This is a genomic window from Rhizobium sullae, from assembly GCF_900169785.1.
Classification (GTDB): Bacteria; Pseudomonadota; Alphaproteobacteria; order Rhizobiales; family Rhizobiaceae; genus Rhizobium; species Rhizobium sullae.
The window spans coordinates 97,023-117,359 of the sequence record NZ_FWER01000025.1; the positions used below are offsets into that span (position 1 = coordinate 97,023).

Consider the following 20,337-nt stretch of genomic DNA (forward strand, 5'->3'; position numbering starts at 1 on the left):
CCGGCGGCCATGGCTCCTGCTAAGCCGCACACCATCTCAATACCAACAGCAAGAAGGGTATCGGCGGGCAACACGACATAGGCCTGCGACAGAGGGCATCCTCAGGTCGCAGTAACCTTGTCACTGCTGATAGCGGTCGCCTGCTGTAGCGCCTCGCGCAGCACCTGTTCCTTCTGCTCGTCGAGCGATGTCTGTAGTACCACGCCCCCATGGCCCTGGATTTGCTTCAGAACCTTGTCGCCCGTCATGTCCTGGACGAGCAGGAAGAGGGCGGCGTTGCCCGGTTCGATGCTTTCAGCCAGCCGTCGCATGAAGGCGTCGTTGATGCCAATGTCGCTCAGGGCCCCACTGATGGCCCCGGACATAGCGCCGACCGCTACGCCTACCAGCGGGTTTAGAAAGAGAACGCCGATCAGCATCCCCCAGAAGCTCCCCGACGCGGCACCGGTCGCGGTAGTATTGATGAGCTGATTGAGTTTGATTTTGCCAGATTCGGTTTTCGTAGCTATAACGGCGTCGCCGAGCTTGATGATGTATTCCTGCTGCAGCCCGAGCAGGAGCTGGCGGACCTCTTCAGCCTTTGATTCGGTGGGATAGACGATCACGATCAGGTCTGACATGTTGCCTCCTTCGCTAGGTTGATGTTCTATTCGTCGCGCCACTTCTCATCGAACAGATCCATCAACGCTGGTCCTCCTATTGACCACCCGGCCTTGCGGTTGCTTTTTCGCGGATCATAATCTTCTCGTAGCAGCAGTCATGAGCCGAGAATCCACGACCTTGACGTTGCGTCCCCAATTCATGGAGCAGGTCGCCGTCTTCCTTGACAACCCACAGTCTCAGAGAATGATGCATCCATCGGCACAATCGATGGAGGCCGCGATGGGCAACTTTGTTGTCGCCAAGCTGCGCCTGGCACTGATCCTGATGACGTTCGTCACCCAGCCCGCGTTCGCGCAATCGGTGGATGTCAATATCCGCATAGGGACAAGTCTCAACAATGGCAGGTCGATCACCTGCTCCCAAGGCGAGAGGCTACTTCGCCTCCGGGGATTCCGCGATATCAGGCGCATCGATTGCCGGGGACGCTTCTACATCTACCGGGCCTGGCTCGGCATAAGACGGTTCGAGGTCGCATTGAACTCGCGCGATGGGCGGGTGGTGGATATGCGGCCGATCAGGAGATAGTGGCTTCCCTACGGCCACGCACGGCAACCTATGCTCGTCGTCGTATGCCATTGAGGCGAGGAAGCGACTATCCAGAAGGTGTCTCGATTGCCCCAATTGATCGAAAGGCTCAAGCTGCACTCGCGCGTGGGAGCAATGATGGCGCTGTTGTTTTTCGCCGGGTCTCTGACGCCCAGCATGATACCGAGAACCGACCTCATTCAGGGAGTACTATCCGGGCTAGCGACAGCGCTCGGGTATGGCATCGGACTTTCGGTAGCCGCGACATGGACTTTCCTCCAGCTTCCAGCGGCGAAGGTGCGGACTGCGCGCGTGATAGCTACGGCGGCCGTCCTCGCATGCGCGGTAGCCGCGCTTGCGGCTCTTTGGAAAATGCCTGATTGGCAGAACTCCGTCCGGCTGTTGATGGAACTGGAAGCAGTCGAGACTGGCAGCCGACTACGGACTGCACTGGTGGCGGCTCTTGTTTTCCTAATGCTTGTCCTTTTGGGGCGTCTCTTCAGGTTCTGCTTCGTACGAGTCTCGATGACATTCAAGCGCTTCGTTCCCGTGCGGATTTCCTATGTGATCGGTGCGATCGTCGCCACAACCTTGTTCTGGTTCGCCGCCGAAGGTATTCTCTTTAGGGTGGCGTTGAGGGTGATGGATTCCTCCTTCCAGGAACTCGATGCTCGGATGGAGGACGACATCCCCCGCCCCACACAACCGGGAAAGACTGGAAGCCCGCCGTCTGAGGTGTCATGGGACGATCTGGGGCGGCAGGGACGCCGGTTTGTTTCGTCGGGGCCTACCGAGGCTATGATCCGGGACTTCTTCTACGGCGAAACACTTGAGCCGATCCGAGTCTATGTCGGAATGAATTCTGCCGGAACCGCAGAGGAACGGGCGGAGCTCGCCCTGCGGGAGCTCAAGCGGACTGCCGCATTCGAGAGATCGATATTAATCATTGTCGTTCCGACCGGGACTGGGATGGTCGATCCAGCCGCTCTTGATACGGTGGAGTACCTTCATCGAGGCGACGTGGCGAGCGTCGCGGTTCAGTATTCCTACCTTGCAAGCTGGCTATCACTCCTCGTCGAGCCCAACTACGGCAGCGAGACAGCCGTGGCCTTGTTTCGCGCAGTCTACAACTACTGGATCACGCTTCCACGCGACGGCCGCCCCAAGCTCTATCTCCACGGACTAAGCCTTGGTGCCATGAACTCCGAGCTATCGGCCGATCTGTACGATATTATTGCTGACCCGTTCCAGGGCGCTCTGTGGAGCGGGCCTCCGTTCCCGAGCAGAACCTGGCGGTCCGTGACGAACGGCCGCGATCCAAGGACACCGGAATGGCTCCCGCGGTTCCGCGGCGGCTCGGTTTTTCGATTCACGAACCAGAAGAACTCATTGGATATCCCCGGCGCTGTCTGGGGACCGATGCGGATCGTCTACCTCCAATACGCCAGCGACCCGATCACCTTCTTCGACACTGCCACATTATACCGGGAGCCGGACTGGCTCCGTCCACCACGAGGCCCCGACGTCTCGACGGAAATCGCGTGGTATCCAGTCGTCACGATGTTGCAGCTCGCGGTCGACATGGCAATCGCGACAACGTCGCCAATGGGCTACGGGCACGTGTTCGCCCCGGAGCACTACATCGACGGATGGGTGGCGGTGACCGATCCGCCGAACGTAACAGCCGACGACATCTTGCGGCTGAAGACATTCTTCGCCAATCGCCGAACCGGACGCGGAACCGAATGACAGGAAGAAAGTCGAAATAAGGAAGAATCAGGACATGGGACCGTTCGGTAGGTTTGGCATGCTCGGGTTGATCGTGACTTGTATCTGCATGTCTCCTTTCCCAGGGTCCGCGTCCGACCTCAGAATTTCCGGGGAAGCGTTCTATCGGGAACGCATATTGTTGCCCGACGACGGCACGTTGGTGGTGGGACTCCTTGAACTGTCGGGGTCGTCGGTGCTCGGCGCGACCACGGTCTCGCCGTCCGGCCAGGTACCGATCTCCTTCACGTTGTCAGTTGCTTCCGATCAGGTTCCTGCAGGACGCAACCATGGACTTCGGGCGCGGATCGTAGCCGACGGCAAGATCTGGTTCACGAGCGATGTCCTCTTGCCGCTCGATCCCAGGAATGAGGAGAAGCAGCCGTCGCTTCTCCTTGTTCGCCACCACGACGAGCCTGATTCCTCCACCTCAGCGGCATTGCCGCTCGGCATCACCTCTGCAACTCCAAGGCCGAATACAAGCCTGACACGCCGCGGCTTTGTCGCCGGCACTTGAGCATCCCTTGCGACGATGGCGGCGTCGGGCTTCCCCCCATGTCTATTTTTTGCGGCGCCGATGGCATTGACCGGTATCAAATCCGCTTCCAATCCTGCCGCAACCTGAGGCACCTATCTTAGCCGCGCCCTCGGCCATCCCGGCGACGCTGGCTACATCGGGCGATAGGCCGCGAGAAGAGAGCAGCGCTTTGAAGAATATCGTCTGATGTAGGACGAGACGCACAGTTTTGGAATTCTGAGCCAATGGCAGGGCGGCCAGAAGACGCTATCTTCAACGACTGAAACGGAACTGATTAGCGTTGACTATCCCATTGCTGATTATCTGGATGGTAGGTGGGAAGTAACAGAACAACAACGGCGGCGATGCGCTGCTTGCGCTCACACATGCAGGCATTGTGAGCTGTCCTCAAACTGTAGCCACGATCCACCGGCTATTGCAAACGGGGTCCAGGCATTGCCATTGCTCAGATGTCGATCGAGCTAAGTCATGACATGACAGGAAATTTAAGTGTCCGTCATCCTAACCTAGATTTCACAAAGGACTTCATCATGTCGGGCAAATCCAAAAAAGGCCTCGACCGTCGCGATCTGCTAATAGCATCCATCGCCACGGTCGGCGCCGCGGCCACTCTCGCAACCCACGCTGGCTCGGTGCAAGCACAGGACGCAGCGGCCTCGTCTGCCGACGCCGCATCCGGTGGGTCTCCAGGAACGGTCTATACCGGCGAAATGATCCAGGGGAAAAAGGTCGTCAGTGCGCTCGACGCCGACGACCTGGAAGCCGGGCAGAAGCACCACTTGTATTTTCAGGGCGTGCAGATGCCCACCGGACAGTACTGGTATGTTTCCGTGACGGTCGCCAAGGGGGCGAAGCCGGGCAAGCGCGTCGTCATGACCAGCGGCGTGCATGGCGACGAGATGAGTTCCATGCATACGGTCCAGACCGTGATGAACCAGCTCGATCCGATGCAGATGTCGGGCACGGTGATGGCGGTTACCGACGTCTCCCGCCCGGCCATCGAAGGCATGCAGCGCAGATGGCCCAATTTCGGCAGGGGCAGCGATCTCATCGACATGAACCGCGAATGGCCCGGGAACGAGAACGGCGCCACCGCGCCCAGCCGGCACGCCGGGCTCCTGTTCAACCGGCTGCTGCGGCCGAACGCCGACACCGCAATCGACTTCCACACCGGGACAAGCGGTTTCGATGTCACCGCATTCAACATCGGCGGCATGGACGTACCCGAGATCAAGGCGATGTTGGAACTCTACCCAGTCGGCCAGATCTTCGACAGTCATGTGTATCCCGGTGTCCTTCACAACGCTTTTGTCGATGCGGGCATCCCGGCCTTTTGCCCGGAGATCGGCGCTGCACGGGTCTTGGACCTCGAGATGATCTCGCTGTTCGTGGAAGGCACGATGAACGTCCTCAAGCATCACGGCATCATTGCTGGACCTATGGGACGCACAGGCAAGGACGTGAGTGTTTTTATTGGCAACAGTGCGTTCCCGATACTGGCAACAGAGGGCGGGATCGTCGAGCACCTGGTCAAGCTCAACGACAAGGTCGAAGCCGGGCAGAAGGTGGCGATCCAGCGCAACAGCTTCGGCGAGGTTGTCGCGGAATATACAAGCGGCGTTTCCGGAGAGGTGACGGGCCAGCGCAGCGACGCAATGTCCGAGCCCGCCAACCCCCTTGTATTCATCCTTTTCCACAAGCCGCCGCCGGAGGGCGTCGAGGCTTACCCTGAGTGATCTTAAGCAGTCTCGGCCGCGGCAAAGCCAACCCGGTCGGATGGTCGAGCCCAGCGACCTTGCGGAAGTACAGAGAGGTCGAAGCGCCCACCGACGCGATGATCAACGGGTTTCAGCGCAGGTTCGACCGGATATTCAACCCTCCGAAACCGCCCTGCGGGCTTTCGTCATCCGGAGGAAGATCTCCGGCGACACCATAAGCTTGACGGTGGCATCGCCCGCGATGTCATCGCTTGGTCTGATGAAGACATGCTAAAAGCTCCGCATCTCGTGTTACCACCATCTCGGCGATCGGCTCGGCTGGAACCCCGGCAAGCCAATACCGCCTCCGTCGGGTTCGTCATTACTCCGGCCGGAGTTTAGACCTTTCTCGAAAAGGGCACGAGCTTGCCGCCCTGCAATTCCCCAGCACGCTTTTCTTTTCGCAACAGCTGCGGTGAGACATTCCATTGGCGGGCGTTGTCGCCGTGCACCGTGACCGTCTTGCGGTTTCTACGGATCACGATTCCTGCCTGCGTCCGGCCGTCATTGTCTTCGAACATCACACGCTCACCGATCGCCAGTTCAAGCAGCGCGCGGGTTGTCTTCTGTTGATGCAGAAACTGCAGCCGATCGACGATCTTATCGTGCAACTCGATCAGGTCTGCTTCACTCAAGCCGTCAAGGTTGATCCCGTGCATGCTGGGCCTCCATTCATGACGATGCTCGCCCCGAACATGCGCCAATGCAATCGCCCTGATCCTCCGGCAAAGGGAAATCCGGCCTCGCCAGCTAGTTTGCCCCATGTACTATCTCTATACCGCGCAGCCGGCGTCGCGGCCCTCTAAATGCTTGATTGACCATCTTTTTACGGAGGACCATCCTTCGCGGCAGAAGCTCGTAGCGCTTGCCCCTTTCGCATGGCTAATTCCGCGTTCGTTTCCTTGAGCTCCAGCTGTAATCCAACTCACCCTGTTTTTGCGCCTGCAAGTATATCAGGTTGAGTAAAACTTGACCCACTGCGCTTTATGATTGTCGTCAACTTGATAGTGAACAAGAATTACTGGATTTGTGCGAAATTCGAGCACTATCATTCGAATATTCACATATCTTAAACTCCTTCATCGGAGAATTGGTACTATCAAGAATGATGGTCGCTCGTGGCTTGCCGCGTGAACCTCGCTTGCCCGTCCAACCACAGGCTTTGGGGGAATAAATGTTAGGATTTGGCGCCGGCGCTGACGCAAAGGCCATTCTCGAAGCGATGAGCAAGTCTCAGGCGATCATCGAGTTCAAACTAGACGGCACGATCATCACCGCGAACGAGAACTTCTGTCGGGCGCTTGGTTATCAGCGGTCCGAAATCCTTGGCCAGCACCACCGCCTTTTTGTCGATCCGGCGGAAGCCGACACCTCTGACTACAAGGATTTCTGGGCAAAGCTCGCGCGTGGAGAATTCGACCGTCGCCAGTACAAGCGGATTGGCAAGGGCGGCAGGGAGGTCTGGATCGAGGCCTCCTACAATCCGGTGTTCAGCGGTGGAAAGCCCTATAAGGTCATCAAATTCGCGACCGACATCACCGAACAAAAACTGAAGAGTGCTGAAGATGCCGGCAAGCTCGACGCGATTTCGCGTGCGCAGGCGGTCATCGAGTTCACGCCGAAAGGCGATATTCTCAACGCCAACGAGAACTTCCTTCAGACGCTGGGCTATCAACCGTCAGAGGTCCTGGGCAAGCATCATTCGATGTTCTGTGAGCCAAGCTTCGCAAACAGCGAAGAGTATAGGCGCTTTTGGGCAAGGCTTGCTGGTGGTGAATTCATTGCGGACGAATTCATGCGCATCGGAAAAGGTGGTAAAAGGGCCTATATCCAGGCTTCCTACAACCCCATCTTCGACATGAACGGCAAGGTCTTCAAGGTCGTGAAGTTCGCGACCGACGTCACCACACGCGTGGGCAACGTCGACCAACTCGCAAGTTCCCTGAAGGCTCTGTCGGAAGGCGACCTGATGCAGACCCTCGCCACACCTTTCCTGCCTTCGCTGGAGAAGTTGAGAGTAGACTTCAACGAGGCTTCTTCCAAGCTTCGTGTCACACTGCAGACGGTCTCCCAGAACGCCGGCGCCATTGCCGCTGCATCGCAACAGATCCAATCCGCCTCCAACGATCTCTCCAAACGCACCGAGCAACAGGCCGCTTCCGTTGAGGAGACCGCTGCGGCGCTTGAGGAAATCACAACGACGGTAACCGACTCCAGCCACCGAGCCCAGGAAGCCGGCCAGCTCGTGCGCAAGACAAAGGAAAATGCCGAGCACTCGGGCAACGTCGTCGGTCAAGCGGTCGAAGCCATGGGCAAGATCGAGAAATCGGCAGGCGAAATTGCCAACATCATCGGCGTTATCGATGAGATCGCTTTTCAGACCAATCTTCTGGCACTCAACGCCGGTGTTGAGGCAGCCCGTGCAGGCGACGCCGGCAAAGGCTTTGCTGTCGTCGCACAAGAAGTTCGCGAGCTTGCCCAGCGTTCCGCCAAGGCGGCAAAAGAGATTAAGGAGCTGATCAATACATCGAATGAGCATGTAAAAAGCGGGGTCGCATTGGTCGGCAATACCGGCAAGGCATTGCAGGAAATCGTAACACAAGTCGTGCAGGTGGATGGCAACGTCGGCGCCATCGTCGAAGCCTCCAAGGAACAGGCAACGGGCCTCAAAGAAATCAACACGGCCGTCAACACGATGGATCAGGGCACACAGCAGAATGCGGCCATGGTCGAAGAAACGACCGCGGCCGCCCACAGCCTCGCCAGGGAAGCAGAGCAGCTGTTTGGGCTCCTGGAACAATTCAATATCGGGACAGGGGCGACGACACATCGTGCCGCGCCGGCTGCGGTTAACCAGCATTCGCGCCCTGTGGTATCGCCAGCTCGCCGGATGACGGCCAAAGTAGCCCAGGCATTCAACGGCAATGCGGCGCTCAAGGGCGGCGACAGCTGGGATGAGTTTTGATGTCGCAGATGGAGCCTTCGATCAGTCTCGATAACAAGCAGATGGAAATAATCGCCTTCCGGCTTCAAGGTCAGGAGTTCTGCGTTCTGACCAAGATCATCCGCGAGATTCGCGGCTGGTCACCCTCCACTCCGGTTCCCCGCTCCCCCCGTGAAATGCTTGGAGTGATGAACCTGCGCGGCGTCGTGATCCCGATCATCGATCTGGCGACCAAACTTGAAATGATGCCGACCGTCCCGAACGAGCGGAGCGCGATTATTGTCGCTGAGATCCACACGATGATCGTCGGCTTGCTGGTTGACCAAGTCTCCGACATTCTGACGGTCAAGGCGAGCCAGATTCAGGCAATCCCTGAAATCGTCACTTCGTTTGATCGTGGCTTCTCCGACGGAATCATTACGCAAGAGAACGGGATGATCTGCTTTCTCAATCTGGCCCAGATGTTCCGGGCTAACGATACAGAAGCCTACGCAGCGTAGGCCGGCTTTTGGGAAGGGAACTGGTCAGGCCATCGATAAGGACAAGGTTCTCATCGCCTGCAACGTAGCCGGGCTCCCAAGGCGCGGGTCGCTTGACCAGTTCCCACCCCCCAGGACCGGATAAGCCGGGGTGGAAAGAACCTTCATGAAATCGGCGAGTCCTTCGGGACCCATGCGGATCAGCAGCACCTCAAACAGGCCATGTGGCACCGACCTGTAGATTGAACCTAGCGAAACACCTCGGTCGCTTTGGCAAAGAGGATTGCAGGGCGCGCGTTACCTCCGTCCGCCAAAACGGCTAAACCGATCCGGGCGCAATGGGCTGAGATCTATTGCTGGCTTCCTTTTCGAGATAAGATCGACCACCAGCAGGCCAGTGATGCCCGCGAGCGTCAGCCCCAGATGGCCATGCCCGAACGCATAGGTCATATTCGGCGATGTCGGCGAATTGCCGACAACCGGCAGGGAATCCGGCATGGACGGACGAAAGCCGAGCCATTCCCTCGTGCCTTCCCCAGCCGCTGGCAAAAGGGTTTGCACCCCGTTGCGGATCATCGCCGTGCGGCCGCGATTGGGCGGCGCTTTAAGACCTCCAAGCTCCACCGTGCCGGCTGCGCGCAACCCATCGGCCATCGGCGTCATGTAAAAACCGTGTTCCGGATAGCAGACCGGGCGTTTCAGGAGAGCCCCCGCAGCAGGAAACAGAACGTGATAACCTCGTTCTGTATCGAGCAGAACATCATCGCCTATCTTCCTGGCAAGTGCGCGCGACCAGGCACCGCCGGCAACCACAGCATGATCGGCATGTAATTCACCGCCGGCAACCCAAACGCGGATACCCGTCTCTGTCGCCTCAAGCCCGCTGGCTTCGCCGCCAACAAACGTACCGCCCCGCCTGACTATCGCCTCAGCAAGGGCAAACGCCAACAGTCTGGGGCTTGAAAACGTATAGGCGTCGCGAAACAGGACGCCGCGTTGGTAAAGAGGAGCGAGATTGGGTTCCAGGTCACGAATTGCTGCCTTGTCCAACCGATCTAGGGCGACGCCATGCCGCTCGCGAAAGCTGGCTTCCGATTCCGCTGCCTGAAACTGCGCCTCTGTCTTATAAAGATAGAGGCAACCGTCACGTCGCTCCAGCGCTTGCGCGCCTGACTCGTCGATGAGCGGGCGCCATGCGGCATCCGATTGCGCAAGGAGGTTGGAAAGCACAGTTGCGATCCGCTCGACTTCGACCGTGCCGCTTGATGCCAGAAATGCACGCAGCCAAGGCGACAGATGCGGCAGGTAGCGCCAGACGATGGCCAGCGGGCCAAGCGGGTTGAGAAGCATCCCAGGGACGCGCCAAGCAACGCCAGGCGTCGCCACGGGCACGACGCTGTGGGGCGCGACCGTACAGGCATTGCCGTAGGAACAGGCCTGTTCGAAGGATGCGTTGCCAAGCGGTGGTTCACGGTCGACGAGCGTGACACGATGGCCAGCCTTCTGCAGCCATAGCGCTGAACTGAGGCCGACAAGACCGGCGCCGATCACAAGCACATGCCGTCGTTCCGTTTCGGGCAAGGGCAGCAATCCCAAACCTATCGCGCCCGGCTCCTGCATCAGACATGCCCGATCAGCGCGCGGGGGCGATCGGCGAGCGTGGAGGCGATGATGCGTAGCGCCGTCGCCAGTTCCTCCCGCGAGGAAGCACAACCGATATTGACGCGGACGGCATGCTCGACCGGCTGCCTGTCACAGGCAAAGGCCGCGGCGGGCATGACGGCGACGCCGTGGGCCCGCAGGTTGGCGGTGAAATCCTCCGCCCGCCAGGGTGCTGGCAATCGTAGCCAGATGAACATGCAGCGCGGGTCCGATGCAAATGACTGGCCCGAAAGGATGGTCGTCACAAGCGCGTGGCGTGGCGACAGTTCGGCAAGCTGGGCCTTCAGAATGGCGTTGGCGGTGCCATCCTCCAACCATCGGCTTGCAATCAGGAGCGGCAACGGCGCCGGCATCCAGGCGGTGGTGCGCACCGCTTCCGCGGTCACCTGCGCAAGGCCCGGCGGGCAGGTCAGATAGCCGACCCGCAAGCCCGGCGCCAGGGCCTTGGACAGGGCCGAGATATGGTAAGTCCGCTCCGGCGCAAGCGTGGCGAGAGCCGGCGCGCGCGCACCAAGCATCGGTCCATAGACATCGTCCTCGATGATCGCCACATCGCGGCGCTCAGCGACGGCGACAAGTTCGCGACGCCGCGCCTCGCTCATCGTCACGACGCTTGGATTGTGCATCGAGGGAACGGTGAATACCGCCCGAACCGTTTCCCGGCGGCAAACTTCGTCGAGTTCGACCGCGGACATGCCCTCATCGTCGCTGCTGATACCGACGATCCGGAAACGGAACATCTGTGCGAGCGCCTTCAGGCCATAATAGGTGAGCCGGTCCGAGACGATCACGTCGCCCGGCTCAATCAGGCTACTGATTGCCGCCAATAGCGCGTGCTGCGCACCGCTGGTGACGACAATATCATTGGCGGAAGGTTCGAAGCCGTTGAGCGCGATCCAGCGTCGGCCAGCGGCACGTGCCCAGGCGGCCCCTTCCGGTGGCTGATATTCCTGTAGTTCCCTGAAGCGGGGATCGGCGGAAAGCTTAGGCAGTGTTTCAGCCAGCCGTTTCTGGAAATCATCGACCGCCGGGCGGTTGACGGTGAGGTCGATGATACCGGCAGGCGTCGTCGCGCGGTCGACACGCGGCATCGCACCTTCCGTCATCACGATCGTGCCGCGACGCGTGCTGCCGACGACCAGGTTAAGGTTCTGCAGCTCGCGATAGGCCTTTGTCACGGTCGAGACATTGACCGAGCGCTCCTTCGCGAGGTCACGCTGGGGCGGCAACTGGCTTCCGGGCGAAAGCTCACCGGAGCGGATCTTGGCCTCGATCTCGCTGGCAAGCTCCAGATAGGCCGGCCTGCGTGGCTGTCGCTTCGGATCAGCGCTCTTTGTATGGTTTTTATCCATTATCCGTATCATACAAACTTCCGCATCTGAGACCATCCGCCAGACCAAGCGAATGCATTCTTTCGTGTGTTTCACGTTATTTCCTCGCTGTTACCATTTTTTACAGCAAATTTCGAGAGGGTACTCACTCGCCGGACAAAATTATTTGTGTGGCTTGACAAAACAACTGCGAGCGAGACAATATCGAACAAACACCGAGACAAACGGCAACGAACCCGGCCGGTGACTGGAGAATATCTCATGACCGAGCGTTTCATCGCCTTCGAGGGCGTGCGCAAATCCTATGACGGCAAGAGCTACGTCGTGCGCGGGCTCGATTTGCATGTTGCGCAGGGCGAGTTTCTCACCCTGCTCGGACCTTCCGGCTCGGGCAAAACAACGACGCTGATGATGCTTGCCGGGTTCGAGGCGCCGACCCACGGCACCATCACACTCGACGGCAATCGCATCGACAGCGTGCCGCCGCACCGCCGCAATATCGGCGTCGTCTTCCAGAACTATGCCCTCTTCCCGCACATGACCGTCGGCGAAAACGTGGCCTTCCCCTTGAAAATGCGGCGGCATGGCAAGGCAGAACTAACAGAACGCGTCCGCCGCGCGCTGGATATGGTTCGCATGGCAAGTTTTGAGACGCGGCGGCCCAACCAGCTTTCCGGCGGCCAACAGCAACGCATTGCGCTGGCCCGCGCGCTGGTGTTCGAGCCGCAGCTTGTCCTGATGGATGAGCCGCTTGGCGCTCTCGACAAACAACTGCGCGAGCATATGCAACTAGAAATCAAGCATCTGCACGGCCGCCTCGGCATCAATGTCGTCTATGTAACACACGACCAGAGCGAAGCGCTGACCATGTCCGACCGCGTTGGTGTCTTCAATGACGGCACGTTGCAACAGGTCGCCTCACCGCATGCTCTGTACGAAACACCGGCCAACCCGTTCGTCGCCACCTTCATCGGCGAGAACAATGCGATTGCCGGCGAAGTGGTCGAGCTTTCCGGACAGAATTGCCGGATCAGAACGACCGACGGCTCGGTTATCGCAGCACTGGCCGGCGAGGGGCTGAAGCAGGGAGCCCGAACGACGCTGGTGCTGCGGCCCGAACGCATCACACTATCGCCTGCACTCGGAAGTCCAAACTGTTTCACGGCCAAGATCGATGAACTGATCTATCACGGCGACCACCTGCGGCTGCGCCTCCGGGCCTGCGGCTGCGACGACGTGCGGGTGAAGGTGCCCGCAACGCAGGCACACAGCTTTCAGGCATCGGGCGCCGAGATTGGCATCGGCTGGGCGCCGGAGGACTGCCGGGCATTGGCTCTATCCTAAGCATAACGTCCGTCGCGACTGACTGAATTCAACCAGAACAGGGGAACTGAAAATGAACCGCATATCGCTTTTGCTTCAAACATCCGTGCTTTCCCTCGCCATGATCGCACCCGCACTCGCAGAGGAGACGTTGACGGTCACGTCCTGGGGCGGCGCCTACACCAAAAGCCAGGAGCAGGCTTTCTTTACGCCCTTCTCCAAGGAAACCGGAGACAAGATTCTCCAGGACGAATGGGATGGCTCGACCGCCAAGTTGAAGGGTATGGTCGAAACCGGCCAGGTCACCTGGGATGTCGTCGATGTCGAGCCGGGGCATGCCTTGCAGGGTTGCGATGAAGGATGGCTCGACGAAATCGACTACTCCAAGCTCGGCGGCAAGGAAGCCTTCATCGAAGGCGCTGCTATGGATTGTGCCGCAGCGACGATCGTTTTCGGCACGATCTACGCTTATGACGCCGCAAAATTCCCAAATGGCGGCCCGACGACCATGGCCGACCTGTTCGACACGCAGAAGTTCCCCGGACCCCGCGCGCTGCGCAAGGCGCCGAAGACGACGCTCGAATTCGCGCTGATCGCCGACGGCGTCGCGCCCGCCGAAGTCTACGACGTACTTGGCACGCCGGAAGGCGTCGATCGCGCCTTCAAGAAACTCGACACGATCAAGAAGGACGTGAAAGTCTGGTGGACGGCCGGCGCGCAGCCGCCGCAGCTTCTGGCCGACGGCGAAGTGCTGATGACAACCGCCTGGAACGGCCGCATCTACGATGCCGTCAAGAACAGCGGCAAGGATTTCAAGATTGTCTGGGACGGCCAGGGCATGGACTTCAACCTCTGGGCTCAGCCGAAGGGTTCGCAGCACAAGGAGACGGCCGATAAGTTCATCGCCTATACGATGAACCCGGACGTTATGGCCCGGCAGTCACAGTACATCTCCTATGGCCCGACGCTGAAGGCCGCGATTGCCAAGGTTCCGGCCGACATCCTGCCTGACCTTCCGACAGCTCCGGAAAACACCAAGACTGCTTTCGTGGTTTCTGCGGAGTTCTGGGCCGATCATGACGAGGAGCTGACCGAGCGCTTCAACAAGTGGCTGGCGCAGTAATCCTCTCTTCGGGCAGGCCTCTCCTCCCGGGCCTGCCCGCCTCCTTCTTTACAAATGAAGGCGCTTGCCATGGCGATCACGCTCACAGATGAAGTCGTCCGGAATGCAGTCGACACGGCCACCCTCACCCGCCGGCTGCGTGGTCTGCGGCGCAAGGGCCAACTGAGAGCGCTGCTGTTGGTCGCACCGCTGATGCTTTTTTTGCTGACGATCTTTGTCCTGCCGATCGGCATGCTTCTGACGCGAAGCGTCGACAACAGCGACGTGGCGCGGACGCTGCCGAGCACCGTAGCCGCACTTGCCTCCTGGAATCTCGAGGCCGTACCTGACGAGACGATCTATGCCGCCTTCGCCGCCGACCTGAAGGCATCGCCGCGCGACGATGTGGCCGAGGTCGCCAAACGACTCAACTATTACGAAACCGGCATGCGCTCGATGCTGCTGAAGACGGCACGTACGATCCGCAATGCCGACGCGCCCTACAAGGACGCCTTCATCGCCATCGATGAGCAATGGGGCACACCACGCTACTGGCTGATCTTGAAGCAGGCGATTCCGGAGCTGACCGATTTCTACCTGCTCGCAGCCCTCGACATGAGCCGCAACGAGGCCGGCGCGATTGCCGGTATCGCCCCCGAAAACGCCGTGCATGTCGACGTGCTCCTGCGCACCTTCGCCGTCAGCGCCTCCGTGACATTGCTCTGCCTGCTGCTCGGCTATCCGCTGGCAGCGCTGATCGCCCGCTCGAAAGGGGCTGTCGCCAATACTCTGTTGATCCTCGTGCTCCTGCCCTTCTGGACGTCCCTTTTGGTGCGCACCAGCGCCTGGGTCGTGCTGCTGCAGAGCCGCGGCGTGGTCAACTCCGCTGTTGCCTGGCTCGGCATCATCAATCCATCGCAGCCGCTGGAGCTGATCTACAACCGCATCGGCGTGCTGATCGCTATGACCCATATCCTCCTGCCTTTCATGGTGCTGCCGATCTACAGTGTCATGAAAAGCATTCCGCCGGTCTATCTGCGCGCTGCCTCATCGCTCGGTGCGCCGCCACTATCGGCCTTCTGGCGGATTTATCTGCCGATGAGCATGCCGGGCGTCAGCGCCGGCGGGTTGCTCGTCTTCATCCTGGCGCTCGGCTATTACATCACCCCGGCGCTCGTCGGCGGCCCGCGCGACCAGATGGTCAGCTATTACATCGCCTACTACTCCAACCAGGTGACCAATTGGGGCATGGCCGCAGCACTCAGCGCCATTCTCCTCGTCGCGGTGCTCATCCTTTACGCCATCTACAACCGCGTCGTCGGTATCGACCGTCTGAGGATAGGCTGATGAACCACTCGCTCTCTTTCACCCGCCTCTTCCCGGTATTGCTTTGGCTTGCCGGCGGTGCCGTGGTCCTCTTCCTGATCGCACCGATCATCGCGATCGTGCCGTTGTCCTTCAACGCGGAACCCTTCTTCACCTATCCGATGCCCGGCCTGTCGCTGCGCTGGTACGAGGAGTTCTTTTCCTCCGACGTGTGGCAACTGGCCCTGAAAAACAGCATCATCGTCGCTGTCTGCGCGACGCTGTTGTCAACCGCGCTCGGCACGCTGGCGGCCATTGGCCTCAGCCGGCCGGACTGCCCCTTTCGCGCGACGCTGACCGCCATCCTGATTTCGCCAATGATCGTTCCCGTCATCGTCTCGGCGGTCGGCATCTACTATGCCTTTGCTGCGGTCGGTCTACTTAACAGCCTGACCGGTTTGGTCCTTGCCCATACCGCAATCGGAGCACCCTTTGTCGTCATCACCGTGACGGCAACGCTCGCCAGTTTCGATCACAATCTGATGCGCGCCGCCGCGAGCCTCGGCGCGACGCCGGTTGAAGCGGTGCTGCGCATCATGCTGCCGATCATCGCGCCGGGTGTCGTGTCAGGGGCACTGTTTGCCTTCGTCACGTCCTTCGATGAGGTGGTGATTGCGCTCTTCATCGCCGGCTCCGAGGAACGCACCCTCCCCCGTCAGATGTGGAGCGGCGTGCGCGAGACTCTCAGCCCCACCATTGCTGCCGTTGCGACGCTGCTGATCCTGTTTTCGACACTGTTCCTCGCCACCATCCAGTGGCTGCAGCGCAGGGCGGAACGGCAAAAGCTGATGTGAGCAACAGAAAAACCTGTGCCGGGGACCTCGACCTGCGTGTAGAGATTAGCGTCCTTGCCGAACAGCGCCACGGTCTCGCCGTCGAAGACCATCTCGACTTTGGCGAAGCCGCCCATTCGTGTCGCACGCAACTTATCCGGCCGTCCCAACTCGATCTTGCCGGAACCGGCCAGCAACAGCTTCCGGTGATCCTTGGTGACGACTTCGAGATTGGTGTCATAGGGCAAATGAAATCGCCTGCTGCGAGGCGAGATAGTCGGACATCGCCTTGAGCAGGATCTTGGCCACCTCTTCTCCGGCCTATGCCTCTCGTTGCGTGGCATGCGGCAATCGCCGACTGACGACTGTCATCGGCGAAACTCTACGAGCAGATAGAGCGAAACGCCGTAGCATCTGGTATACACTGGGCAGTGGAACCCGTGGAATCCGTCCATACGGCGAGGCGGCCAAAGGGCTCAGAAGCCGTTTGACGCGGGGGACGCCAGGAGCCTGGCTTCGACGTCCACTGCACCCGGCACGGGCAGGCCAGCCTTGCGAAGCGAGGCGATCATGCGGATATTGTCCTTCGGCTGGATGTTGCGCTTCCTGTTCTCTTCGATGACGTCGCGGATGTACTCAGGACGCATCTTCATGAAGACCTCTCCCTCGCGCTTCGCATCGTCGATCAGGCCGGCCTCGGCATAGATTGCGGCTGCAACGGCATGAAACAGAGGGAACTTCTGCAGGTCGGCTTTCCGGATTAGGCTCACCGCCTTTTCGTGATCGTTGAGCATATAGGCGGCAAGCGCGCGTGTCCCGTTATAGTAACCGGCCCCACCAGGGTTCAGTGCAAGCGCCCGATCAAGCAAATCCGCCCCCCGCCTCCACTGCCCGCACATGGCAACCCGCGTCCCGAACTCTGCCAGCAGTTCCGTGTCGTTGGGATTGGTCGCCAGTGCCTCGTCGCCGACCTCGAGCGCTTCGGTCAGTTGCTGGTTGAAGAACAAGGCAATCATCAGAGATTGAAGCGCGCGCGTGTTACGCGGTTCGATGTCGATCGCGCGACGGGCAGCGCTCAGCGCCCGTTCCATCGGCGCTGGCTGGCCAGGCTTCAGGTTGTACCTGAAGCGGTCTTCATCGAGATAGGCGATAGACAGCATGGCCCATGCCGTCGCATAGGTCGGGTAGCGTGCGACGGCGCTTTCCAGGCAAGCACGTGCCGTCAGATGCGTTTCCGGACTGAGTTCTGCGCGGTAGGCGTAGAAGCGAAGGGTGCAGTCGTAGACGCCAAGGTCGTCCGGGGGAGGATTGGCCGTCACGGCCTGCGCAATGATGCCGTAAGGCTGGGCGACGGCCGTGGCGACCTTGCTTGCGACGTCGGACTGGATGGTGAACAGCTCTCGCGTGGTCAGATCGTCATCGTAGTTCTGCGACCAGAGGATCGCACCGTCCGATGTGTCGACAAGCCGAGCCGTCACCCGAACCCTCGGGCCTGACACCCTGACGCCGCCAGCGAGCAGATAGCGAGCGCCGAGCCCCCCACGCACTTCCGACGCCTGCACTTCCGGTGGCAGCGATTTCGACGTCTCGCGCCCGAACACTCTGATCTCCTTGAACCGGGGCAGTGCGGTCAGCAACTCCTCGGTCAATCCCACGGTATATAGCTCGGCCTGCGGACCATCACCGAGATTGGCGAAGGGTGCGATCACCAGGGTCGGTTCGTCAGGCGCCTCGGTGACGTTGGACTGTCTCGCGCCGGCGACGAAACGGTCGGTTGCCCAATACGTGAGCGCCGCCGTGCAGACGACACCGACGAGACCAGCAAGGATCGGCAACCGGGGCCGCAGCCAGCCTTGGCCAGGGCGCTTGCCGGGGTTCTCGACTGCGGCTTCCTTGCGGTCCGTGATCGCCGCATCGTTCCATGCGAAAGACGGAGCATAACCGCCTTTTGGGATGTCGATCTTGATGGGATCGCGCTGTCCGGCGACGAGATAGTAGCGCTCGAGGGTGCGCCGCAGCCGCCCCGCTTCGATGCGGACGACAGGATCGTCCTGGGTGAAGCCATCGCTGCGCTTGAACACCTCGACCGCGACGGTATAGCCCTTCAGGCGCTGTGCGCGGCCAGACAGTGCCTCCTCGACAACGAAGGTTAGAAACGCTGCGCCACGCCCGGCTTTCGGAAACTCCGGACTGGAAATAATGCGTGCGAGTTGCGCGCGAATCTCGTCCGGACCCGGCGACGGACATGGTAACGGCTCCGCGTCCCCGGACGCGTCTGTCACAGAGGTGTCCATAACTCGCTCCCCCTCACACCCTCAGGCGCAGCAATCACAGATTTAGTTAGCGTGCCCGGTGTAACCTACGCCACCAAGGCGGCCCCGTCCAGAAACATAGCAAGCCTTCATGAACGTTATTGTTGAGCTGATCCGATTCACTACCGCAGTGGTGGGTACATGTATCGGGGCATGTGGGTCGACGGCAACACCCACAATTTCGGCTATATCGGCACGTGCGCCACGGGGACCGAGGCGGGCGACTGGTGGTCGGCCCCGATTGGAAAGGTGAAACGCCGATAAGGATCAAGAAGGTCTTCCAATTGACGGCGCCGTTCACGCTCGCGCTTATCCGCCCTCATTCCCGACGACATGCCGAACGTCGAGATAATTCAGCATAGAAGAAGCGGGTTTCGTCCGCCTCTCCGTCGCAAGGTTGTTGCGATACCCGCGTGCCGGCAGCCAAACATGCCCATCGCCCGCTGCCGCGGCCGACGCGGACGGCTCTACGACGATCTATTTCGGTCCGGAGCAGCCGGAGGGCGTGAAACGCGGCAACTGGATTCAGAAGATGCCAGGCAGGGCGGGTTCACGCTCCTGCGCCTTTACAGGCCGCTCGAGCCGTTCTTCACGAAGGAATGGCGGTTAAGCGAGATCGAACTGGTTCCCTGAGGCTGAAACAATATAAGAGGTCCGCGGCGACGTGCGGACCTCTTATCATACCCCCGGTTCGGGCAGCGGAGACCTTTGGGTCAGTTCGGGCAGACATCCCAGAAACCTGTCGTGCGGGCACTATTCGTATAGTACCAGCAATAGCCTGACTGCGGCGGTGACCCCGCGACGGACGCTGCGGCTGCGCCTGCGAGGAAGCCTACGGCAGCACCCGCTGCGATCGCTCCACCGGGCCTCCAGTAACGGTTTGGACTGAGGACCACGACACCACGTGGCCGACGGGTGGCGGCAGCGGCAGCGCATCCTCGGGGGCCGCATGCGGCAGCCGCGCAACCATGGCGGCCACAGGCTGCGGCAGCCTGGCGGGCCTCGGCGGGAATCGCCGACAAGACCGGTGCGCCCGCGAGGACGAGGGTTACGACGACGGTTGCAACGTTCAGCATGAGTAACAGAGGTTTCATCTGCTTGTCCTCGTTTCGTGCGAGAGGGGGGTGAGGTTGGTTCCCTTAGAGACGGGGCCAGGTCTGCGATTCGCAGACGACCTTGAGGACGCAGCCTTTCATCTTCAACGCACTGCCGGAGACTGTCAGCGAGCCGTCGTACGTCTTGTTGGCATCGGGATCGGTGATCTTGCCTGAATAGCTGCCATCCTTGCCGCTGAAAGTGCCGATCTGCTTGCCCGCGTGCTTGCCCGATTTCAACGTGATGCAGTAGCCGGCGCCACATGGAGCGATGGCGGCGGTGTCGCCGAGCTCAGTCTTCCAGTTGCCGATGATCGGGTCTCCGGCATGGGCGACGGTGGTGGTAATCGCGAGTGCGGCGGCAATGAAGATGATGCGTTTCATAGGAGCTCCTTCGGTTGCCGACCGCAAGGGGTCGGCGTTTTGACGTGACGTCGTGAGCCTACGCGCGCTCGGCGTCGGACACCCGTAACATCTCGTATGCTCTGTGTGGGGAGGTTAGGGCGGTGTGTCTCGCATCGGGAAAAGGCGTCGCGCCGAAAGGCGCTAACTCGGTGTTGCTGTAACTTACACCCCAAAACCGAAACGTTGGGGCATCATGCGATGCCGACGGCAAGTCCGTCATGCGGTAAAGGGTATTGGGGAGGCATACATGGGATACGACGTCGCTTTCGTGAAACGATGCTTTCCCGCCCGAGCCAG

At 60.1% G+C, this 20,337-nt stretch carries 17 protein-coding genes and 3 pseudogenes; 12 read left to right on the forward strand and 8 right to left on the reverse strand.

The genetic code is table 11. The features are described from left to right. Positions 1-101 precede the first annotated feature (101 nt). The gene (locus BN1800_RS22035) at positions 102-620 is read right to left on the reverse strand and encodes a DUF1269 domain-containing protein (RefSeq protein WP_087001078.1); all 519 of its coding nucleotides are present in this window, start codon (positions 618-620) and stop codon (positions 102-104) included. Positions 621-882: 262 nt separating this feature from the next. Between BN1800_RS22035 and BN1800_RS22040 the strand changes: the two genes are divergently transcribed. The 4 genes from BN1800_RS22040 (at position 883) to BN1800_RS22055 (ending at position 5,229) form a co-directional block, all read left to right on the forward strand. Next, positions 883-1,188 carry a hypothetical protein gene (locus BN1800_RS22040; RefSeq protein ID WP_087001140.1) on the forward strand — a complete coding sequence of 102 codons (306 nt, stop codon included), beginning with the start codon at positions 883-885 and terminating at the stop codon, positions 1,186-1,188. Between the two features lie 135 nt (positions 1,189-1,323). Continuing rightward, a complete protein-coding gene (locus tag BN1800_RS22045; protein ID WP_087001080.1) occupies positions 1,324-2,937 on the forward strand; it encodes an alpha/beta hydrolase in 1,614 nt (537 codons plus the stop codon). An 88-nt stretch (positions 2,938-3,025) separates the two neighbouring features. Then, positions 3,026-3,472 (forward strand): YbaY family lipoprotein, encoded by a 447-nt coding sequence (locus tag BN1800_RS22050; RefSeq protein WP_280173967.1) that lies wholly within the window; start codon positions 3,026-3,028, stop codon positions 3,470-3,472. 551 nt (positions 3,473-4,023) lie between these two features. Next, the gene (locus BN1800_RS22055; protein WP_087001142.1) at positions 4,024-5,229 is read left to right on the forward strand and encodes a M14 family metallopeptidase; all 1,206 of its coding nucleotides are present in this window, start codon (positions 4,024-4,026) and stop codon (positions 5,227-5,229) included. 359 nt (positions 5,230-5,588) lie between these two features. On the opposite strand, the gene BN1800_RS22060 is transcribed toward BN1800_RS22055, so the two are convergent. Next, on the reverse strand, positions 5,589-5,909 hold the full coding sequence (locus tag BN1800_RS22060; RefSeq protein WP_087001084.1) for a hypothetical protein: 321 nt from the start codon (positions 5,907-5,909) through the stop codon (positions 5,589-5,591). A 515-nt stretch (positions 5,910-6,424) separates the two neighbouring features. Here BN1800_RS22060 and BN1800_RS22065 point away from each other — a divergent pair. After that, positions 6,425-8,215: a methyl-accepting chemotaxis protein gene (locus BN1800_RS22065; protein ID WP_087001087.1), complete on the forward strand. Its 1,791-nt coding sequence runs from the start codon at positions 6,425-6,427 to the stop codon at positions 8,213-8,215. Next, positions 8,215-8,694 carry a chemotaxis protein CheW gene (locus tag BN1800_RS22070; RefSeq protein WP_087001089.1) on the forward strand — a complete coding sequence of 160 codons (480 nt, stop codon included), beginning with the start codon at positions 8,215-8,217 and terminating at the stop codon, positions 8,692-8,694. The genes BN1800_RS22065 and BN1800_RS22070 overlap by 1 nt, the downstream gene beginning before the upstream one ends. A 276-nt stretch (positions 8,695-8,970) precedes the next feature. On the opposite strand, the gene BN1800_RS22075 is transcribed toward BN1800_RS22070, so the two are convergent. Then, on the reverse strand, positions 8,971-10,293 hold the full coding sequence (locus BN1800_RS22075; protein ID WP_179213855.1) for an NAD(P)/FAD-dependent oxidoreductase: 1,323 nt from the start codon (positions 10,291-10,293) through the stop codon (positions 8,971-8,973). Continuing rightward, positions 10,293-11,687 carry an aminotransferase-like domain-containing protein gene (locus BN1800_RS22080; RefSeq protein WP_087001091.1) on the reverse strand — a complete coding sequence of 465 codons (1,395 nt, stop codon included), beginning with the start codon at positions 11,685-11,687 and terminating at the stop codon, positions 10,293-10,295. Before BN1800_RS22080 ends, BN1800_RS22075 begins: the two co-directional genes overlap by 1 nt. Positions 11,688-11,927: 240 nt before the next feature. On the opposite strand from BN1800_RS22080, the gene BN1800_RS22085 reads away from it, so the two are divergent. The 4 genes from BN1800_RS22085 to BN1800_RS22100 all read left to right on the forward strand — a co-directional run bounded on the left by BN1800_RS22085 (position 11,928) and on the right by BN1800_RS22100 (position 16,250). Continuing rightward, a complete protein-coding gene (locus BN1800_RS22085) occupies positions 11,928-13,010 on the forward strand; it encodes an ABC transporter ATP-binding protein (protein ID WP_087001093.1) in 1,083 nt (360 codons plus the stop codon). Positions 13,011-13,062: 52 nt separating this feature from the next. Continuing rightward, entirely contained in the window at positions 13,063-14,112 is a 1,050-nt protein-coding gene (locus BN1800_RS22090) for an ABC transporter substrate-binding protein (protein WP_027511479.1), read from the forward strand. Positions 14,113-14,181: 69 nt separating this feature from the next. Continuing rightward, a complete protein-coding gene (locus BN1800_RS22095) occupies positions 14,182-15,438 on the forward strand; it encodes an ABC transporter permease (protein ID WP_087001095.1) in 1,257 nt (418 codons plus the stop codon). After that, positions 15,438-16,250: an ABC transporter permease gene (locus BN1800_RS22100; RefSeq protein WP_087001097.1), complete on the forward strand. Its 813-nt coding sequence runs from the start codon at positions 15,438-15,440 to the stop codon at positions 16,248-16,250. The genes BN1800_RS22095 and BN1800_RS22100 overlap by 1 nt, the downstream gene beginning before the upstream one ends. A gap of 14 nt (positions 16,251-16,264) precedes the next feature. On the opposite strand, the pseudogene BN1800_RS22105 reads toward BN1800_RS22100, so the two are convergent. Both BN1800_RS22105 and BN1800_RS22110 read right to left on the reverse strand, forming a co-directional pair. Further along, positions 16,265-16,538: pseudogene (locus BN1800_RS22105) on the reverse strand (DUF2092 domain-containing protein); the annotation flags it as partial. Positions 16,539-16,705: 167 nt separating this feature from the next. Then, entirely contained in the window at positions 16,706-18,523 is a 1,818-nt protein-coding gene (locus tag BN1800_RS22110) for an adenylate cyclase (protein WP_087001099.1), read from the reverse strand. A 159-nt stretch (positions 18,524-18,682) separates the two neighbouring features. Here BN1800_RS22110 and BN1800_RS42615 point away from each other — a divergent pair. After that, positions 18,683-18,898: pseudogene (locus BN1800_RS42615) on the forward strand (DUF1254 domain-containing protein); the annotation flags it as partial. A gap of 46 nt (positions 18,899-18,944) precedes the next feature. Further along, positions 18,945-19,174: pseudogene (locus BN1800_RS22115) on the forward strand (DUF1214 domain-containing protein); the annotation flags it as partial. Positions 19,175-19,254: 80 nt separating this feature from the next. Here BN1800_RS22115 and BN1800_RS22120 read toward each other — a convergent pair. After that, positions 19,255-19,635, reverse strand: a complete 381-nt coding sequence (locus BN1800_RS22120) for a hypothetical protein (RefSeq protein WP_087001101.1) — start codon at positions 19,633-19,635, stop codon at positions 19,255-19,257. A 45-nt stretch (positions 19,636-19,680) separates the two neighbouring features. Then, positions 19,681-20,019 (reverse strand): DUF2147 domain-containing protein, encoded by a 339-nt coding sequence (locus tag BN1800_RS22125; RefSeq protein WP_027511485.1) that lies wholly within the window; start codon positions 20,017-20,019, stop codon positions 19,681-19,683. Between the last annotated feature and the right edge of the window lie 318 nt (positions 20,020-20,337).